13 protein-coding genes are annotated in these 14,159 nt (G+C 74.1%); 5 read left to right on the forward strand and 8 right to left on the reverse strand.

All coding sequences use genetic code 11. The annotated features are described in order from the left end of the window. Nucleotides 1–3: 3 nt before the first annotated feature. The 5 genes from ACIBTU_RS27795 to ACIBTU_RS27815 are packed head-to-tail and all read right to left on the reverse strand — an operon-like array spanning nucleotide 4 to nucleotide 4,186. Complete coding sequence (locus tag ACIBTU_RS27795) at nucleotides 4–1,242, reverse strand: cytochrome P450 (protein ID WP_399129228.1); 1,239 nt, start codon at nucleotides 1,240–1,242, stop codon at nucleotides 4–6. Beyond that, nucleotides 1,239–1,892 carry a GTP-binding protein gene (locus tag ACIBTU_RS27800; protein ID WP_399129229.1) on the reverse strand — a complete coding sequence of 218 codons (654 nt, stop codon included), beginning with the start codon at nucleotides 1,890–1,892 and terminating at the stop codon, nucleotides 1,239–1,241. Before ACIBTU_RS27800 ends, ACIBTU_RS27795 begins: the two co-directional genes overlap by 4 nt. Next, nucleotides 1,873–2,232, reverse strand: a complete 360-nt coding sequence (locus ACIBTU_RS27805) for a DUF742 domain-containing protein (protein ID WP_188337604.1) — start codon at nucleotides 2,230–2,232, stop codon at nucleotides 1,873–1,875. The genes ACIBTU_RS27800 and ACIBTU_RS27805 overlap by 20 nt, the downstream gene beginning before the upstream one ends. Continuing rightward, on the reverse strand, nucleotides 2,229–2,660 hold the full coding sequence (locus ACIBTU_RS27810; protein WP_399129230.1) for a roadblock/LC7 domain-containing protein: 432 nt from the start codon (nucleotides 2,658–2,660) through the stop codon (nucleotides 2,229–2,231). The genes ACIBTU_RS27805 and ACIBTU_RS27810 overlap by 4 nt, the downstream gene beginning before the upstream one ends. Next, complete coding sequence (locus ACIBTU_RS27815; RefSeq protein ID WP_399129232.1) at nucleotides 2,657–4,186, reverse strand: ATP-binding protein; 1,530 nt, start codon at nucleotides 4,184–4,186, stop codon at nucleotides 2,657–2,659. The genes ACIBTU_RS27810 and ACIBTU_RS27815 overlap by 4 nt, the downstream gene beginning before the upstream one ends. A gap of 145 nt (nucleotides 4,187–4,331) precedes the next feature. On the opposite strand from ACIBTU_RS27815, the gene ACIBTU_RS27820 reads away from it, so the two are divergent. Next, nucleotides 4,332–7,181 (forward strand): FAD-binding and (Fe-S)-binding domain-containing protein, encoded by a 2,850-nt coding sequence (locus ACIBTU_RS27820; RefSeq protein WP_399129233.1) that lies wholly within the window; start codon nucleotides 4,332–4,334, stop codon nucleotides 7,179–7,181. A gap of 7 nt (nucleotides 7,182–7,188) precedes the next feature. On the opposite strand, the gene ACIBTU_RS27825 is transcribed toward ACIBTU_RS27820, so the two are convergent. Next, nucleotides 7,189–8,097, reverse strand: a complete 909-nt coding sequence (locus ACIBTU_RS27825) for a LysR family transcriptional regulator (protein ID WP_399129423.1) — start codon at nucleotides 8,095–8,097, stop codon at nucleotides 7,189–7,191. A gap of 145 nt (nucleotides 8,098–8,242) precedes the next feature. Between ACIBTU_RS27825 and ACIBTU_RS27830 the strand changes: the two genes are divergently transcribed. Next, nucleotides 8,243–9,202: an EamA family transporter gene (locus tag ACIBTU_RS27830; RefSeq protein WP_399129234.1), complete on the forward strand. Its 960-nt coding sequence runs from the start codon at nucleotides 8,243–8,245 to the stop codon at nucleotides 9,200–9,202. A 14-nt stretch (nucleotides 9,203–9,216) separates the two neighbouring features. On the opposite strand, the gene ACIBTU_RS27835 is transcribed toward ACIBTU_RS27830, so the two are convergent. Both ACIBTU_RS27835 and ACIBTU_RS27840 read right to left on the reverse strand, forming a co-directional pair. Continuing rightward, entirely contained in the window at nucleotides 9,217–9,591 is a 375-nt protein-coding gene (locus ACIBTU_RS27835; RefSeq protein ID WP_399129235.1) for a hypothetical protein, read from the reverse strand. Further along, nucleotides 9,588–9,845 (reverse strand): hypothetical protein, encoded by a 258-nt coding sequence (locus tag ACIBTU_RS27840; RefSeq protein WP_399129237.1) that lies wholly within the window; start codon nucleotides 9,843–9,845, stop codon nucleotides 9,588–9,590. The genes ACIBTU_RS27835 and ACIBTU_RS27840 overlap by 4 nt, the downstream gene beginning before the upstream one ends. A gap of 209 nt (nucleotides 9,846–10,054) precedes the next feature. On the opposite strand from ACIBTU_RS27840, the gene ACIBTU_RS27845 reads away from it, so the two are divergent. From ACIBTU_RS27845 to ACIBTU_RS27855, 3 genes are read left to right on the forward strand one after another with little or no spacing between them, the layout of a single operon-like run. Then, entirely contained in the window at nucleotides 10,055–10,852 is a 798-nt protein-coding gene (locus ACIBTU_RS27845; protein WP_399129238.1) for a TIGR03084 family metal-binding protein, read from the forward strand. After that, entirely contained in the window at nucleotides 10,849–12,555 is a 1,707-nt protein-coding gene (locus tag ACIBTU_RS27850; protein WP_399129240.1) for an acyclic terpene utilization AtuA family protein, read from the forward strand. Before ACIBTU_RS27845 ends, ACIBTU_RS27850 begins: the two co-directional genes overlap by 4 nt. Further along, a complete protein-coding gene (locus tag ACIBTU_RS27855; RefSeq protein WP_399129241.1) occupies nucleotides 12,552–14,156 on the forward strand; it encodes an acyl-CoA carboxylase subunit beta in 1,605 nt (534 codons plus the stop codon). Before ACIBTU_RS27850 ends, ACIBTU_RS27855 begins: the two co-directional genes overlap by 4 nt. Nucleotides 14,157–14,159 lie beyond the last annotated feature (3 nt).

Genomic DNA, 14,159 nt, shown 5'->3' on the forward strand with positions numbered 1-14,159 from the left:
ACGTCAGAGCGCGGGTGTCGGCGTGAAGCGGACCGGGAGGTCGGTGAGGCCGCGCAGCCACGGCGAGGGCCGCCGGGTGAGCGCGTCGGCCGTCGTCGCGAGGTCGATGTCGGGCAGCCGGTCGAGGACGACCTCGATGGCGGTCCGGGCGATGACCTCGGCGACCTCCTGCGCGGGGAACGGGCAGCGGTGCTCGCCGTGCCCGAACGCGAAGTGGGCGCTGTTGCCGCCGGTGAGGACGGAGGCGTCGGTGCGCACCTGCGGGTCGGCGTTGGCCGCGGCGAGCCCGAGCAGGAGCAGGTCGCCGGAGCGGATGTGGCGGTCGCCGAGCCGGGTGTCGCGGGTGGCCCAGCGCCCGGCGACGTTCTGCGTCGGGGTGTCCTCCCACAGGACCTCGTTCATCGCCTCGGCGACGCTGTGCCGCCCGCCGAACAGGGACGCGGCGAACCGGTCGTCGGTGAGCATGAGGCGCAGCGAGTTGCCGATCCAGTCGGCGGTGGGCTGGTGTCCGGCGGCCATCATCACCATGAGGTCCTGGGCGACCTCCTCGTCGGTGAAGCCGGAGGGGTCCTGGAGCATGTACGAGGAGACGTCCTCGCCCGGCGCCGTGTGCTTGGCGGCGAGCAGCCCGACCATGGACTGCGCGAGGTGCTGCTGGCCGGCGAGGGCGCGTTCCCGGCCGTCGATCATGTCGTTCATCGCGGTGACCAGGCCGGGGCCCTGCGCGTCGGAGAAGCCGTAGATGCGGGCGAGGACGCGGACGGGCAGCAGCATCGCGTAGTCGGCGACGATGTCGCACTCGCCCTTGCCGCAGAAGCCGTCGATCAGCTCGTCGGCGAACTGCTCGGCGTGCGCCTTGAGTTCGAAGGGGTCGATGGCCTCGAGGGCGTGGCTGATCATCTCGGCGCGCCGGCGGTGCCGTTCGCCGACCGTGTAGAGGATCGACGGCTGCTTGCGGCCGATCATCGGCAGCAGCGGCCAGTCGGCGGGGATGTTGTCCCACTGGTTCCACAGGTCGGAGTCGCGGCTGAACAGGGTCGGGTCGCCCGTCACCTGGTGCAGTTCGCGGTAGCCGAGGACGAGCCAGGCCGGGATGTCGCCGTCGAGGACGACGGGGGCGACGGAGCCGTGGTCGCGGCGCATCTCCCGGTAGAGCGTGGCGGGTTCGGTCGCGAAGCGCGGGCCGGACAGGGGTACGGGCGCGGTGCCGTGCTCGGACGCGGGGCAGCCGGGGCTTGTCACGGGGCGGTCTCCTGAGGCACGTGCGGCTGACGGGCTTGAGTGGCGTGCGGGGCGTAGAGCGTCCTGAGGTGTTCGAGGAGCGTGATCAGGACGTCCTTGCTGGAGGCGCGGGTGCGCGCGTCGCAGCGGACGAGCGGCACCTCGGGGTCGAGGTCGAGGGCCTCGCGCAGTTGCTCCAGGGTGTGGTGGGGGCCGCCGAAGTCGTTGTGGGCGACGATGAACGGCGTGCGGTGGTGCTCCAGGCGGTCGATCGCGTACCAGGAGTCCTCGATGCGCCGCGAGTCGACGAGGACGACCGCGCCGAGGGTGCCGGAGAACAGGCGGTCCCACAGGAACCAGAAGCGTTCCTGGCCGGGGGCGCCGAACAGGTAGAGGACATTGTGCTCGTCGAGCGTGATGCGCCCGAAGTCGAAGGCGACGGTCGTCGACGTCTTCGTACGGACGCCGTCGAGGTCGGCGAGGTCGTCGACGCCCTGCCCGGCCTCCGTCATCGTCTCCTCGGTGTTGAGGGGACGGATCTCGCTCACGGAGCGGACCAGGGTGGTCTTGCCGACGCCGAAGCCGCCGACGATGACGACCTTGAGGCCGTTGTCGGCGCCGGCCGCCGGCTCCCGGCGGCCGCTCGGCGGTTCAGAGGTTGCGGAGTCCAACGAGCACCTGCTCCAGGATGTCGGGATCGGGAAGACGGTGGGGGGACGCGGCGATCCGCGGGTGACGGACGCTGATGCGGCCCTGCACCAGGAGGTCGGAGAGCAGGACGCGCACGATGCTGACGGGCAGACCGAGCTCGGCGGCCACCTCCACCACCGCGGTCGGGCGGGCGCACATCCGCAGGATCGTGGCGTGCTCGGACGGCATGCCGGGCGCCGGGTCCGACTCGGTGACGACCAGCGACACGAGGTCGAAGGGCACGTCGGTCGCGGGCCGGCTGCGGCCTCCGGTGAGGGTGTAGAGGCGGTCGGGGGCGTCGTCCCGGCCGGGGCGGCTCATGACGCCGGGGGCGCGGCCGGGGCGTCCGGCTGCCGGGCCTCGGCGCGCAGGTGCTCGCCGAGCTGCTCGACGAGCTCGGACATGGTGTGCCCGACGAGGCCCGCGTCGGCGTCCTCGTCGGCGATCGCCGCGAGGTGGGCGCCCTCGCCGGCCCCGACGATGAACAGGGTGCCGCCGTGGAACTCGGTCATCGAGGAGCGCACCCCGCCGGTCCCGTCGCCGAACTCGGCGGACGCGCCGTGGGCCAGGGACTGGATCCCGGCGGCGATCGCGGCGAGCTGGTCCGCCTGGTCGGTGGAGAGCTCGGGGGTGTGGCACAGCTTGAGGCCGTCGCGCGACAGGACCAGGGCGTGCCGGGTGCCGGGGGTGCGCTTGAGGAGGCCTTCGAGCAGCCAGGTCAGTCCGGTGCCGGTGGTGGTCCCGCTCATCGGGGGGTGTCCTCTTCTTCCTGCTGGTGTTCTACGGGGTCTTCGGTGCGGGGCGCGGTGGCGCGGACCGCCTGCCGGAAGCTGCTGAAGCGGGCGGCGGCGGAGACGGGGGACTCGGGCTCGGCGCCGGGGGCCCCGGTGGCTCCGGTGGTTCCGGTACGCGCGTCCGGTGCGGCGGCCTCGGTGGCGCGGGCCTGGGCGCGCTCGGCGGCGGCGAGGGTCCGGCCGCGGGCCCGCTTGGGCAGCCCGCTGTCACCCGGAGCCGGTGCCGGAGCCTGAGCCGGTTCAGTGGCAGCGCCCGTCGTCGGCGCCGCCTCGCGCTGGCCCCGTACGGGCAGGGCGTCCTCGACGGCGGGCGCGTGCGCAAGGCCTTCGTGTTCCAGGGCCTCGTGTTCCACAGGCTCGGGAGCGACGGTCGGCGCGGCGGGCGAAGGCATCTGGAGTTCCAGCGTCGGCGTCGGCTCCGGCTCCGGCGTCCGGGACAGCAGCTCCTGCGGAATGAGCAGCAGCACCCCCGTGCCGCCCCGCGCGGACGGCCGGAACGACACGGTCAGCCCGTGCTTGCGGGCCAGCCGGCCCACGACGGCGAGTCCGAGCCGGGTGCCGGACAGGCCGCCGAGGCCCGTCGACCCGGTCGCCTCGCCGGTGACGGCGTGCTCGGCGCGGCGCAGCTGCACCGGTCCCATGACGAGCCCGGAGTCCTCGACGGAGACGATGACGCCGGCCGGGACCTCCTCGACGTAGACGTGCACCTCGGCGGTGGGCGGCGAGAAGTTGGCGGCGTTGTCGAGGAGTTCGGCGAGGGCGTGCATGACGCCTTCGGCGGCGTGGCCCGCGACGGCGGTGGCGGTGTTGGCGTGCACCCGCACGCGCTGGTAGCCGCCGATGCGGCCCATCGCGCCGCGCAGGATCGACTCCATGGCGATGGGGCGGGCCCAGCGCCGTCCCGAGCGGGCGCCGGTGAGGACGGCGACCGAGTCGGCGAGCCGGCCGGCCTGGGCGGTGCGGTGGTCGAGGTGGAGCAGGTCGGCGAGGACGTCCTCGTCGGTGTGCCGGTGCTCCATCTCGCGCAGGTCGGCGAGCATGCCGGTGGCGAGGGCCTGCATGCGTCCGGCCGCGTTGGCGCAGGCGGCGAGCGCGGCGGCCCGTTCGGCGCGGGCGGCGCGCAGCTGCCCGGCGAGTTCGTCCGCGGCCGCGGCACGGGTGGCCCGGGCCTGCGTCAGCTCGGCGGCGGTGCGGGCCTGTTCGGCGATGAGGCGGGCCTGTTCGGCGGCGCTCCGGTCGGCGGCGTGGCGCAGTTCCGTGACGCGGCGGCGCAGCGCGTCGGCGCTGTGGCGGGCGTGCGCGGCGTATCCGGCCAGGGCGGAGAACGCGAGCGCGGCGACGGCGACGCCCCAGGCGAGCGGGGTGCGCACGGAGTCCGGCGCGAGGGCGACCGCCCCCGTGCCGAGCGCTCCGGTGACGAGGAGGGCGGCCAGCAGGGTGAGCGCGGCCGGGCGTGCGGGCGGCCGGTTGGGCGCGGTCATCGGTCGGGTCCTCGGGGGAGGGGGTCAATTTCCGGTCACTATAGGAGAGTTGGTGATCGGTTTGGGAACGTGTATGTCCGTATGGTGAAAAAGTGGGCGCAGTCCTGCCGTGCCGGGGGCACTTCGGGGCTGCATCCTGGAGGGCATGGACGATCTGGACGGGCTGGAACGGGAACTGCGGGCGGCCGTGCGCGGCGGGGTCGACTTCTCCGCCACCGCACGGGCCCTGAACACGATGGACGCGTCCAACTACCGCCGGGTGCCGCTCGGGGTGTTCGCCCCGAGAGACGGCGAGGACGTGGCCGCGGCCCTGGAGGTGTGCCGGCGCCGCGCGGTCCCGGTCGTGGGCCGCGGCGGCGGCACCTCCATCGCGGGCCAGGCGACCGGCACCGGCCTCGTCGTCGACTTCACCCGGTACATGAACGGGATCGTGGGCCTCGACCCCGAGGCCCGAACGGCCCGGGTGCAGCCGGGAGTCGTGCTCGACCGGCTCCAGACCGCCGCCGCCCCGCACGGCCTGCGCTTCGGCCCCGACCCGTCCACCCACAGCCGCTGCACCCTCGGCGGCATGATCGGCAACAACTCGTGCGGCTCGCACTCCGTGGCCTGGGGCACGACCGCCGACAGCGTGGCGGGCCTCGACGTGCTCGCGTCCGACGGCACGGCGTACCGGCTCGGACAGGGCTGGAAGGGCGCGCCGGACGCCCTGCACGCGCTCGTCCAGCGCGAACTGGCCACGATCCGCACCGGATTCGCCCCCTACGCGGGACTGCCGCGCCGCATCTCCGGCTACGCCCTGGACGCGCTGCTCCCCGAGCACGGCACCGACCTGGCCCGCTTCTTCTGCGGCACCGAGGGCACCCTCGGGCTCGTCACCGAGGCGACCGTGAAACTCGTCGAGAAGCCGCGCGCGACGGCCCTCGCCGTGCTGGCGTACGCGGACGAGAGCGCGGCGGCCGAGGCGGCGGCGGGCCTGCTGCCATGGGGGTCCCCCCTGCTCGAGCGAAGCCGAGAGCTTGGGGGAGGGCCGCTGACCGTGGAGGGCATGGCCGCCGACCTCGTGCCGGACCGCTCCGCGCTGCCGAAGGGCGGCGCCTGGCTGTTCGTGGAGACCGGGGGCGCGACCCCGGCCGAGGCACGGGACGCCGCCGGGCGGATCGTGCGGGCGGCCGACGTCGTGGACGCGCTCGTGGTCGCCGACCCGGCCGGGCAGCGCGCGCTGTGGCGGATCCGCGAGGACGCGTCCGGCACCGCGACCCGGATGTCCGACGGCAGCGAGGCGTGGCCCGGCTGGGAGGACTGCGCGGTGCCGCCCGCCCGACTGGGCGCGTATCTACGGGACTTCAGGGGGCTGCTCACCGAGCACGGCCTGCGCGGCACCCCGTACGGCCACTTCGGCGACGGCTGCATCCATGTCCGTATCGACTTCGACCTGCTGTCGGAGGCCGGCGTGCGCCGCTTCCGGCGCTTCTCCGAGGACCTCGCCGCGCTCGTCGTCACGCACGGCGGCTCCCTGTCCGGCGAGCACGGCGACGGCCAGGCCCGCGCCGAACTGCTCCCGAAGATGTACGGGGACCGGCTCGTCGGCCTCTTCGAGCAGGTGAAGACCGCCTGGGACCCGGCGGACCTGCTGAACCCCGGCATCCTCGTCCGCCCCGCCCCCCTCGACGAGAACCTCCGGTTCGCGGTGCTGCCGCGCAAGCCGGTCGACGTCGCCTTCGGCTACCCGCAGGACGGCGGCGACTTCTCGGCGGCCGTCCGGCGCTGCGTCGGCGTCGCCAAATGCCGTACGGAGCAGGCGGGTTCGGGCGGTGTGATGTGCCCGTCGTTCCGGGCGACCGGCGAGGAGGAGCACTCGACGCGGGGCCGGGCCCGGCTGCTGCACGAGATGCTCGCCGGGGAGGTCGTCACCGACGGCTGGCGCTCGGAAGAGGTCCGGGACGCGCTCGACCTGTGCCTGTCCTGCAAGGGCTGCCGCTCCGACTGCCCGGTCGGCGTCGACATGGCCACGTACAAGGCGGAGTTCCTGCACCACCACTACGCGGGCCGGCGCCGCCCCGCCGCGCACTACGCGCTGGGGTGGCTGCCGCGCTGGCTGCGCCTGGTGGAACGCACCCGCACGGCAGGAATCGTCAACTCCCTCTCCTCCGTACGGGTGTTGGCGTCCCTGGCGAAGAAGCTGAGCGGGATCGCGGCCCGGCGGGACATCCCGCGCGTCGCCCGGCGGACCTTCAGCGCGGACTGGCGGCCGGGGCGGCCCCCGGCCGGGACGGAGCGGCGGGCGGTGCTGTGGCCGGACACGTTCACCGAGCACCTGACGCCGCAGGCCGGGCACGCGGCGGTCCGGGTCCTGACGGCGGCCGGGATCACCCCGCTGCCGGCGCCCCGCGCGAAGGGCCGCGCCTGCTGCGGGCTCACGTACGTGTCGACGGGCCAGCTCGACCGGGCGAAGGCCGTACTGAAGCGCACCCTCGACACCCTGCGCCCGGCGCTCGACGCGGGCCTCCCGGTGATCGTCCTGGAGCCGTCCTGCGCGGCGGCCCTCCGCTCCGACCTGCCCGAACTGCTCCCCGACGACCCGCGGGCCCGACTGCTCGCGGACCGCGTGCTGACCTTCGCCGAGGCCCTGGAACGCCTCGCCCCCGACTGGGCGCCGCCCCGCGTCGACCGCCCCGTCGCCGGCCAGACCCACTGCCACCAGCACGCGGTGCTCGGCGACGCGGCCGACCGGCGGCTGCGCGAGAAGGCGGGCCTGACCGGGGAGCTGAGCGGCGGCTGCTGCGGCCTCGCCGGGAACTTCGGCTTCGAGGACGGCCACTACGACGTCTCCGCGACCTGCGCCGAGGAGTCCCTGCTCCCGGCGGTACGCGCGGCGCCGCCCGGCACGGTCCTCCTCGCCGACGGCTACTCCTGCCGCACGCAACTGGAACAGCTGGGCGGTGTGCGGGGCCGCCACCTGGCGGAGGTGCTGGCGGAACACCTGGACTCCCCTTAGAGCTCCCTTAGAGCTCCCCCGCCCGCGTGACCTCGTGGGCCAGGGTGAGGAGGTCGGGGGCGGACGGGTGGCCGGGGCCGGGGCGGCGGGCCAGATGGACCGGGAGCGGCGGGGCGTCGGTGAGCGGGACGTAGACGACGCCGGGGTGCGGGTGCATCCGTACGGTCGCGGTCGAGGTGACGCCGACGGCCTGGTCGGAGGCGATCGCGGCGAGCCAGTCGTCGGTGTTGGCGACGGTCAGCGCGGCGGTGGGGCGCACGGCGGGCGGCCACAGTTCGAGGGCGGTCGTGCCGGACACCGTGTTCAGGGCGATGACCTGGTCGCGGAGGTCGGCGAGCCGGAGCGCGGGGCGCCGGGCGAGCGGGCTGTCGGAGGGTACGGCCGCGACGCGTTCCTCCTCGTGCAGCAGCTCGGTCACCAGGCCGGGGGTCTCGACGGGGCCGCGCAGCAGGGCGACGTCGACGGCGCCGCGGGTGAGCCCGGCCGTCCGGTCGTCGATGCGCAGCAGCTCCAGCGGCACGTCCGGGTGCTCCTGCCGCCAGCGGCGCAGCAGGGGGGTCGTGTAGGCGCCGGCCGCGGACCAGGCGTGCCCGAGGCGGAGCGGGCGCGAGGGGGTGCGGGCGGCGGCGAGCGCGTCCTCGAACGCGGCGACGGCGACGATCGCCTTCTCGCGGAACGCGTGGCCCTCCGGGGTCAGCGCGAGATGGTGCGTCGACCGGTCCACGAGCCGCACGCCGAGCGAGGACTCCAGCCCGGCGAGGGTGCGGGAGACGGCGGGCTGGGTGAGGCCGAGGCGGGCGGCGGCGCGCGTGACGTTGGCCTCCTCGGCGACGGCGAGGAAGCAGCGCAGATGCCGCAGTTCGACGGTGTGGTCCCGGCTCATGCCTGTGGAGCATAACGGGAGCACATGAGGCATTTCACGCGCCATGCCCGGCGGCTCTAGCGTGGAGGACGGGAACGAGGATGCAGTGCATTCTCCTGGACGGTAAAGTCCACAATATTGAACTCGCTCGGTACAGGTAGATCAGTAGCAGGTAGTCAGTGGGGAGGCACGAGGCCTTGTGAACGGCTCGCGCACGGACAGTCAGCCGCGAACGGCCCACGCGGCCGACAGCACCGGGACGGAAGGCGCGCCCTCCGGCTCGCGGCGCGCGGCGGCACTCGGCCCGGTGGGCCTCGTCCTGGCCGGCTGTGTGTCCGTCCAGTTCGGCGGCGCGCTCGCGGTGACGCTGATGCCGCGCGCCGGTGCGGTCGGCGTGGTCACGCTGCGCCTGATCGTGGCGGCGATCGTGCTGCTGGTGGTGTGCCGGCCGCGGCTGCGCGGGCACTCGCGCGCGGACTGGGGCACGGTCCTCGCGTTCGGCGTCGCGATGTGCGGCATGAACCTGCTCTTCTACCAGTCCGCGTCCCGCATCCCGCTGGGCCTGGCCGTCACCTTCGAGGTGCTCGGCCCGCTCACCCTCTCCGTGCTGGCCTCGCGCCGGGCGATCAACTTCCTGTGGGCCGGGCTCGCCCTGTGCGGCGTCTTCCTGCTCGGCGGAGCGGGCGACGGCCTCGGCGGCCTCGACCCCGTCGGCGTCGCCTTCGCCGTCGCGGCCGGCGTGTGCTGGGCCCTCTACATCGTCTTCAGCGCCCGCACCGGCCGCCGCTTCCCGCAGGCGGACGGCCTCGCCCTGGCCATGGCGGTCGCCGCGGTCCTCTGCCTCCCGCTCGGCATCGCGACCGCGGGCGGCCGCCTGCTGGACCCGAAGACCGTGGCCCTGGGCTCGGCGGTCGCCATCCTCTCCTCGGTCCTCCCGTACACCCTCGAACTGATGGCGCTGCGCCGCCTGCCCGCCTCCACCTTCGCCGTGATGATGAGCCTCGAACCGGCCATCGCCGCCCTGGCGGGCTTCCTGATCCTCAGCCAGGCCCTGACCTGGCTGGAGGCCCTCGCCATCGCCCTGGTGATCGCGGCCAGCATGGGCGCGGTCCGCACCCAGGTGACCGGCGCGAGGAAACTGCCGGTGCCGCGGGACTGACCTGTCGCGCCGCGTCAGGGGGTCAGGTCGATGGTCCGCTGACCGTCCCACTGTCGGGGTACGACCGTGGCGATGAATGCGCCGTCGGGCCGCTCCGGCCCCGGCTGTGCGGCGTATCGGCAGTGAGCCCTGGCCCAGGTGTCCTCCTGTGCGATGGCCAACGCCGTGGCCAGGTCGACCTCCAACAGGGTGATGCCGGGCAGTGCCGCGATGTGCTCTGCGGTGCCGCGACGTGCTCGGTCGGCCTCGATCAGGGCGCACGCCGGTGCGTAGAGGTGGTAGCCCGCAGTCGCGTGGGCGCGGTGGATCAGGCGAGACGCCAGGATGTTCCCCTGGCCGGCTGCCACCAGAGCCGAGTCGTCGAGAACAATGTGCAGGGCATCGGTCATGGCGCGCCTGCTTCCGAGAGTCGCCGGTCGAGCTCCGCGTCGGCAGCGGCCGCCTCCGTCTCGGTGGGGTCGTAGCCGTTCCACTCGTGAAGAACCGTCCGGGCCCGGGCGGCGCGCTGCGCCCGCTCGTCCGGCGTGAGGAGGGTCTCGGCCAGGTGGGCGAGGTAGCCGCGCAGTGACATCCCCTCCTCGGCTGCTATCTGGGCGAGCCGGTCGCGGGCCTCGATGGGGATACGGACGTTTGCGTCAGTCATGGTGGAACCTCCTCCCTTAAGGGTACGGGTACGTACCCGTACCGGCCGATGCCCCGTTCGGGTGAAACCCTTCCGAGGCGAGCGCAGTCGCGCCCGGCGATTTTTCATGCAAGCACGCTTGATTGTTTCTCCCGGCGCTGCCATGCTCCGAGCAGCCCCACGCACCGCCCCGCACACACCGCAGACCGCCCTGCCCGAGGGAGCGCACCGTGTCCGAAGAGCCGTCCGTGATCGATGACCTGCGGGACGAGAGCGAGGAGCTGGACCGGCTCGTCGCCGGGCTCGAGGAGGAGCGGTGGGCGCTGGCGACCCCCGCGCCGCGGTGGACGGTCGCCCATCAGATCGCCCATCTCGCCTGGACCGACCACTCCGCGCTGCTCGCCGTCGAGGACTCGGACGCGTTCGCCGGGCTGGTGGAGAAGGCGCTCGCCGCACCCGACACGTTCGTCGACGAAGGCGCCGAGGCCGGGGCGGCCCGGCCGCCGGCCGAGCTGCTCGCCGAGTGGCGGGACGGGCGGGCGCGGCTCCAGAAGGCGCTGAGGGAAGCGGCCGGGAGCCGGGCCAAGTTCCCCTGGTACGGGCCGCCGATGTCCGCCGCGTCGATGGCCACGGGCCGGCTCATGGAGACCTGGGCGCACGCCCAGGACGTCGCCGACGCGCTCGGCGTCACCCGCACCCCCACCGACCGCCTGCGCCACATCGCCCGCATCGGCGTGCGCGCCCTCCCCTTCGCGTTCGGGGCGCACGGACTGCCCGTGCCGGACGCGGAGTTCCGGATCGAGCTGACCCTGCCGAGCGGGGCCCCGTGGACGTACGGGCCCGAGGACGCCGCCCAGCGCGTCACCGGCTCCGCGCTCGACTTCTGCCTGCTCGTCACCCAGCGCGCCCACCGCGCCGACCTCGGCGTCCGCGCCGAGGGACCCGACGCCGACCGCTGGCTCGACATCGCCCAGGCCTTCGCCGGTCCGCCCGGGAAGGGACGCCCGGCCAAGGGCGGCACCCGATGAGGCCCCTGCGCATCGGCAACGCCTCCGGCTTCTACGGCGACCGGTTCGACGCCATGAAGGAGATGCTGACCGGCGGCGAGGCCCCGCTCGACGTGCTCACCGGCGACTATCTCGCCGAGCTGACCATGCTGATCCTCGGCCGCGACCGCCTCAAGGACCCGGCGCGCGGATACGCCCGCACCTTCCTGCGCCAGCTGGAGGAGTGCCTCGGGCTCGCCCGGGAGCGCGGGATCCGGATCGTCACCAACGCCGGCGGGCTGAACCCCGCCGGACTCGCCGAGCAGATCCGGGAGTTGGGCGCGCGGCTCGGGATCCCCGTACAGGTCGGCCACGTCGAGGGCGACGACATCCTCGGCACCGGCCGTTTCCCCGGCGCCCTCACCGCCAACGCCTACCTCGGCGGCGCCGGCATCGCCGCCTGCCTGGAGGCCGGCGCCGAGATCGTGGTCACCGGCCGCGTCACCGACGCCGCGCTCGTCGCCGGGCCCGCCGCCTGGCACTTCGGCTGGGCGCCGGACGCGTACGACCGGCACGCGGGAGCCGTCGTCGCCGGGCACGTCCTGGAGTGCGGGACGCAGGCCACCGGCGGGAACTACTCCCAGTTCACCGAGCACGCCGCCGACCGGTTCCTGCGCCCCGGCTTCCCGCTCGCCGAGATCCACGAGGACGGGTCCGCCGTCATCACCAAACACCCCGGCACCGGCGGCCTCGTCGACGTCGGCACGGTCACCGCCCAGCTCCTCTACGAGACCGGCGGCGCCCGGTACGCGGGCCCCGACGTCACCGTCCGCCTCGACACCGTGCGGCTCGAACAGCAGGGCCCCGACCGGGTCCGGATCCACGGCGTGCGCGGCGAGGCCCCGCCCCCGACCCTCAAGACGGGCCTCAACCGGCTCGGCGGCTTCCGCAACGAGGTCGTGTTCGTCCTCACCGGACTCGACATCGACCGCAAGGCCGAGCTCGTCCGGTCCCAGATGGACGCCGCCTTCGATGCCGCCAAGTCCCGTCCGGAACACGTCCGTTGGGAGCTGGCCCGCACCGACCACCCCGACGCCCCCACCGAGGAGACCGCGAGCGCCCTGCTCCGGCTCGTCGTGCGCGACCAGGACCAGGACGCCGTCGGCCGCGCCCTCAGCGGCGCCGCCGTCGAGCTCGCCCTCGGCTCCTACCCCGGGTTCCACGTCACCGCGCCGCCCGGCCGGGGCGCCCCGTACGGCGTGTTCGAGGCCGCGTACGTCGACCGGGCCGAGGTCCCGCACGTCGCCGTCCTGCCCGACGGCACCCGGCGCGACGTGTCCGCGTACGAGGGCCCGACCCTGCCCCTCGCCCCGGTCGCGCAGCCCGCGCTCCCCGCACCGCCGCCCCCGGGCCCCACCCGCCGCGCCCCTCTCGGCCGGATCGCCGGCGCCCGCAGCGGCGACAAGGGCGGCGACGCCAACATCGGCGTATGGGCCGTCACCGAGGCGGCCTGGCCCTGGCTCGCGCACATCCTCACCGTCGAACGGCTCCAGGAACTCCTCCCGGAGACCGCCGAACTGACCGTCACCCGGCACCTGCTGCCGAACCTGCGCGCCCTGAACTTCACCGTCGAGGGCCTCCTCGGCGAAGGCGTCGCCGCCCAGGCCCGCTTCGACCCGCAGGCCAAGGGCCTCGGCGAATGGCTGCGCTCCCGCCACCTCGACCTCCCGGAGGCCCTCCTGTGACCGTCCTGGCCAGTGCCCTGGACACCCGGTCCGACGACTACGCCGCCCACCGCACCGCCCTGCTCGACAAGCTCGCCGCGCTCGACGCCGAGCACGACAAGGCCGTCCGGGGCGGCGGCGACAAGTACGTCGCCCGGCACCGGGGGCGCGGCAAGCTCCTCGCCCGCGAACGCATCGAGCTGCTCCTCGACCCCGACACCCCGTTCCTGGAGCTGTCGCCGCTCGCCGCCTGGGGCAGCGACTACACGGTGGGCGCCTCCCTCGTCACCGGCATCGGCGTCGTCGAGGGCGTCGAGTGCCTGATCACGGCGAACGACCCGACCGTGCGCGGCGGCGCCAGCAACCCCTGGTCCCTGAAGAAGGCCCTGCGCGCCAACGAGATCGCGTACGCCAACCGGCTGCCCTGCATCTCCCTCGTCGAGTCCGGCGGCGCCGATCTGCCGTCCCAGAAGGAGATCTTCATCCCCGGCGGCGCCATCTTCCGGGACATCACCCGGCTGTCCGCCGCCGGCATCCCCACCGTCGCCGTCGTCTTCGGCAACTCCACGGCGGGCGGCGCGTACGTCCCCGGCATGTCCGACCACGTGATCATGGTCAAGGAGAAGGCGAAGGTCTTCCTCGGCGGACCCCCGCTCGTGAAGATGGCGACCGGTGAGGAGAGCGACGACGAGTCGCTCGGCGGCGCCGAGATGCACGCCCGCACCTCCGGTCTCGCCGACTACTTCGCGCTCGACGAGCAGGACGCGATCCGTCAGTGCCGCCGCGTCGTCGCCCGCCTCGACCACCGCAAGGCGCACGCCGATCCCCAGCCTGTGGACGTCGTGCCGCCGAAGCACGACCCCGAGGAGCTGCTCGGGATCGTCCCGGAGGACCTGAAGGTGCCCTTCGACCCGCGCGAGGTCATCGCCCGGATCGTCGACGCCTCCGACTTCGACGAGTTCAAGCCGCTGTACGGGGCCAGTCTCGTCACCGGCTGGGCCCGCCTGCACGGCTATCCCGTCGGCATCCTCGCCAACGCGCAGGGTGTGCTCTTCAGCGAGGAGTCGCAGAAGGCCGCCCAGTTCATCCAGCTCGCCAACCAGCGCGACATCCCGCTCCTGTTCCTCCACAACACCACCGGCTACATGGTCGGCAAGGAGTACGAGCAGGGCGGCATCATCAAGCACGGCGCGATGATGATCAACGCGGTCTCCAACTCCCGCGTCCCGCACCTGTCCGTCCTCATGGGCGCCTCCTACGGCGCCGGGCACTACGGGATGTGCGGACGTGCCTACGACCCCCGCTTCCTCTTCGCCTGGCCCAGCGCCAAGTCCGCCGTCATGGGCCCGCAGCAGCTCGCCGGCGTCCTGTCGATCGTGGCCCGCCAGTCCGCCGCCGCGAAGGGACAGCCGTACGACGACGACGCGGACGCCGCGCTGCGCGCCATGGTCGAGCAGCAGATCGAGTCCGAGTCCCTGCCGATGTTCCTGTCCGGGCGGCTCTACGACGACGGCGTCATCGACCCGCGCGACACCCGCACCGTCCTCGGCATCTGCCTGTCCGCGATCCACACCGCACCGTACGAGGGCGCCCGCGGCGGCTTCGGCGTCTTCAGGATGTGACCT

It is taken from the genome of Streptomyces sp. NPDC050145 (assembly GCF_044460245.1).
In the GTDB taxonomy this organism is placed as follows: Bacteria; Actinomycetota; Actinomycetes; order Streptomycetales; family Streptomycetaceae; genus Streptomyces.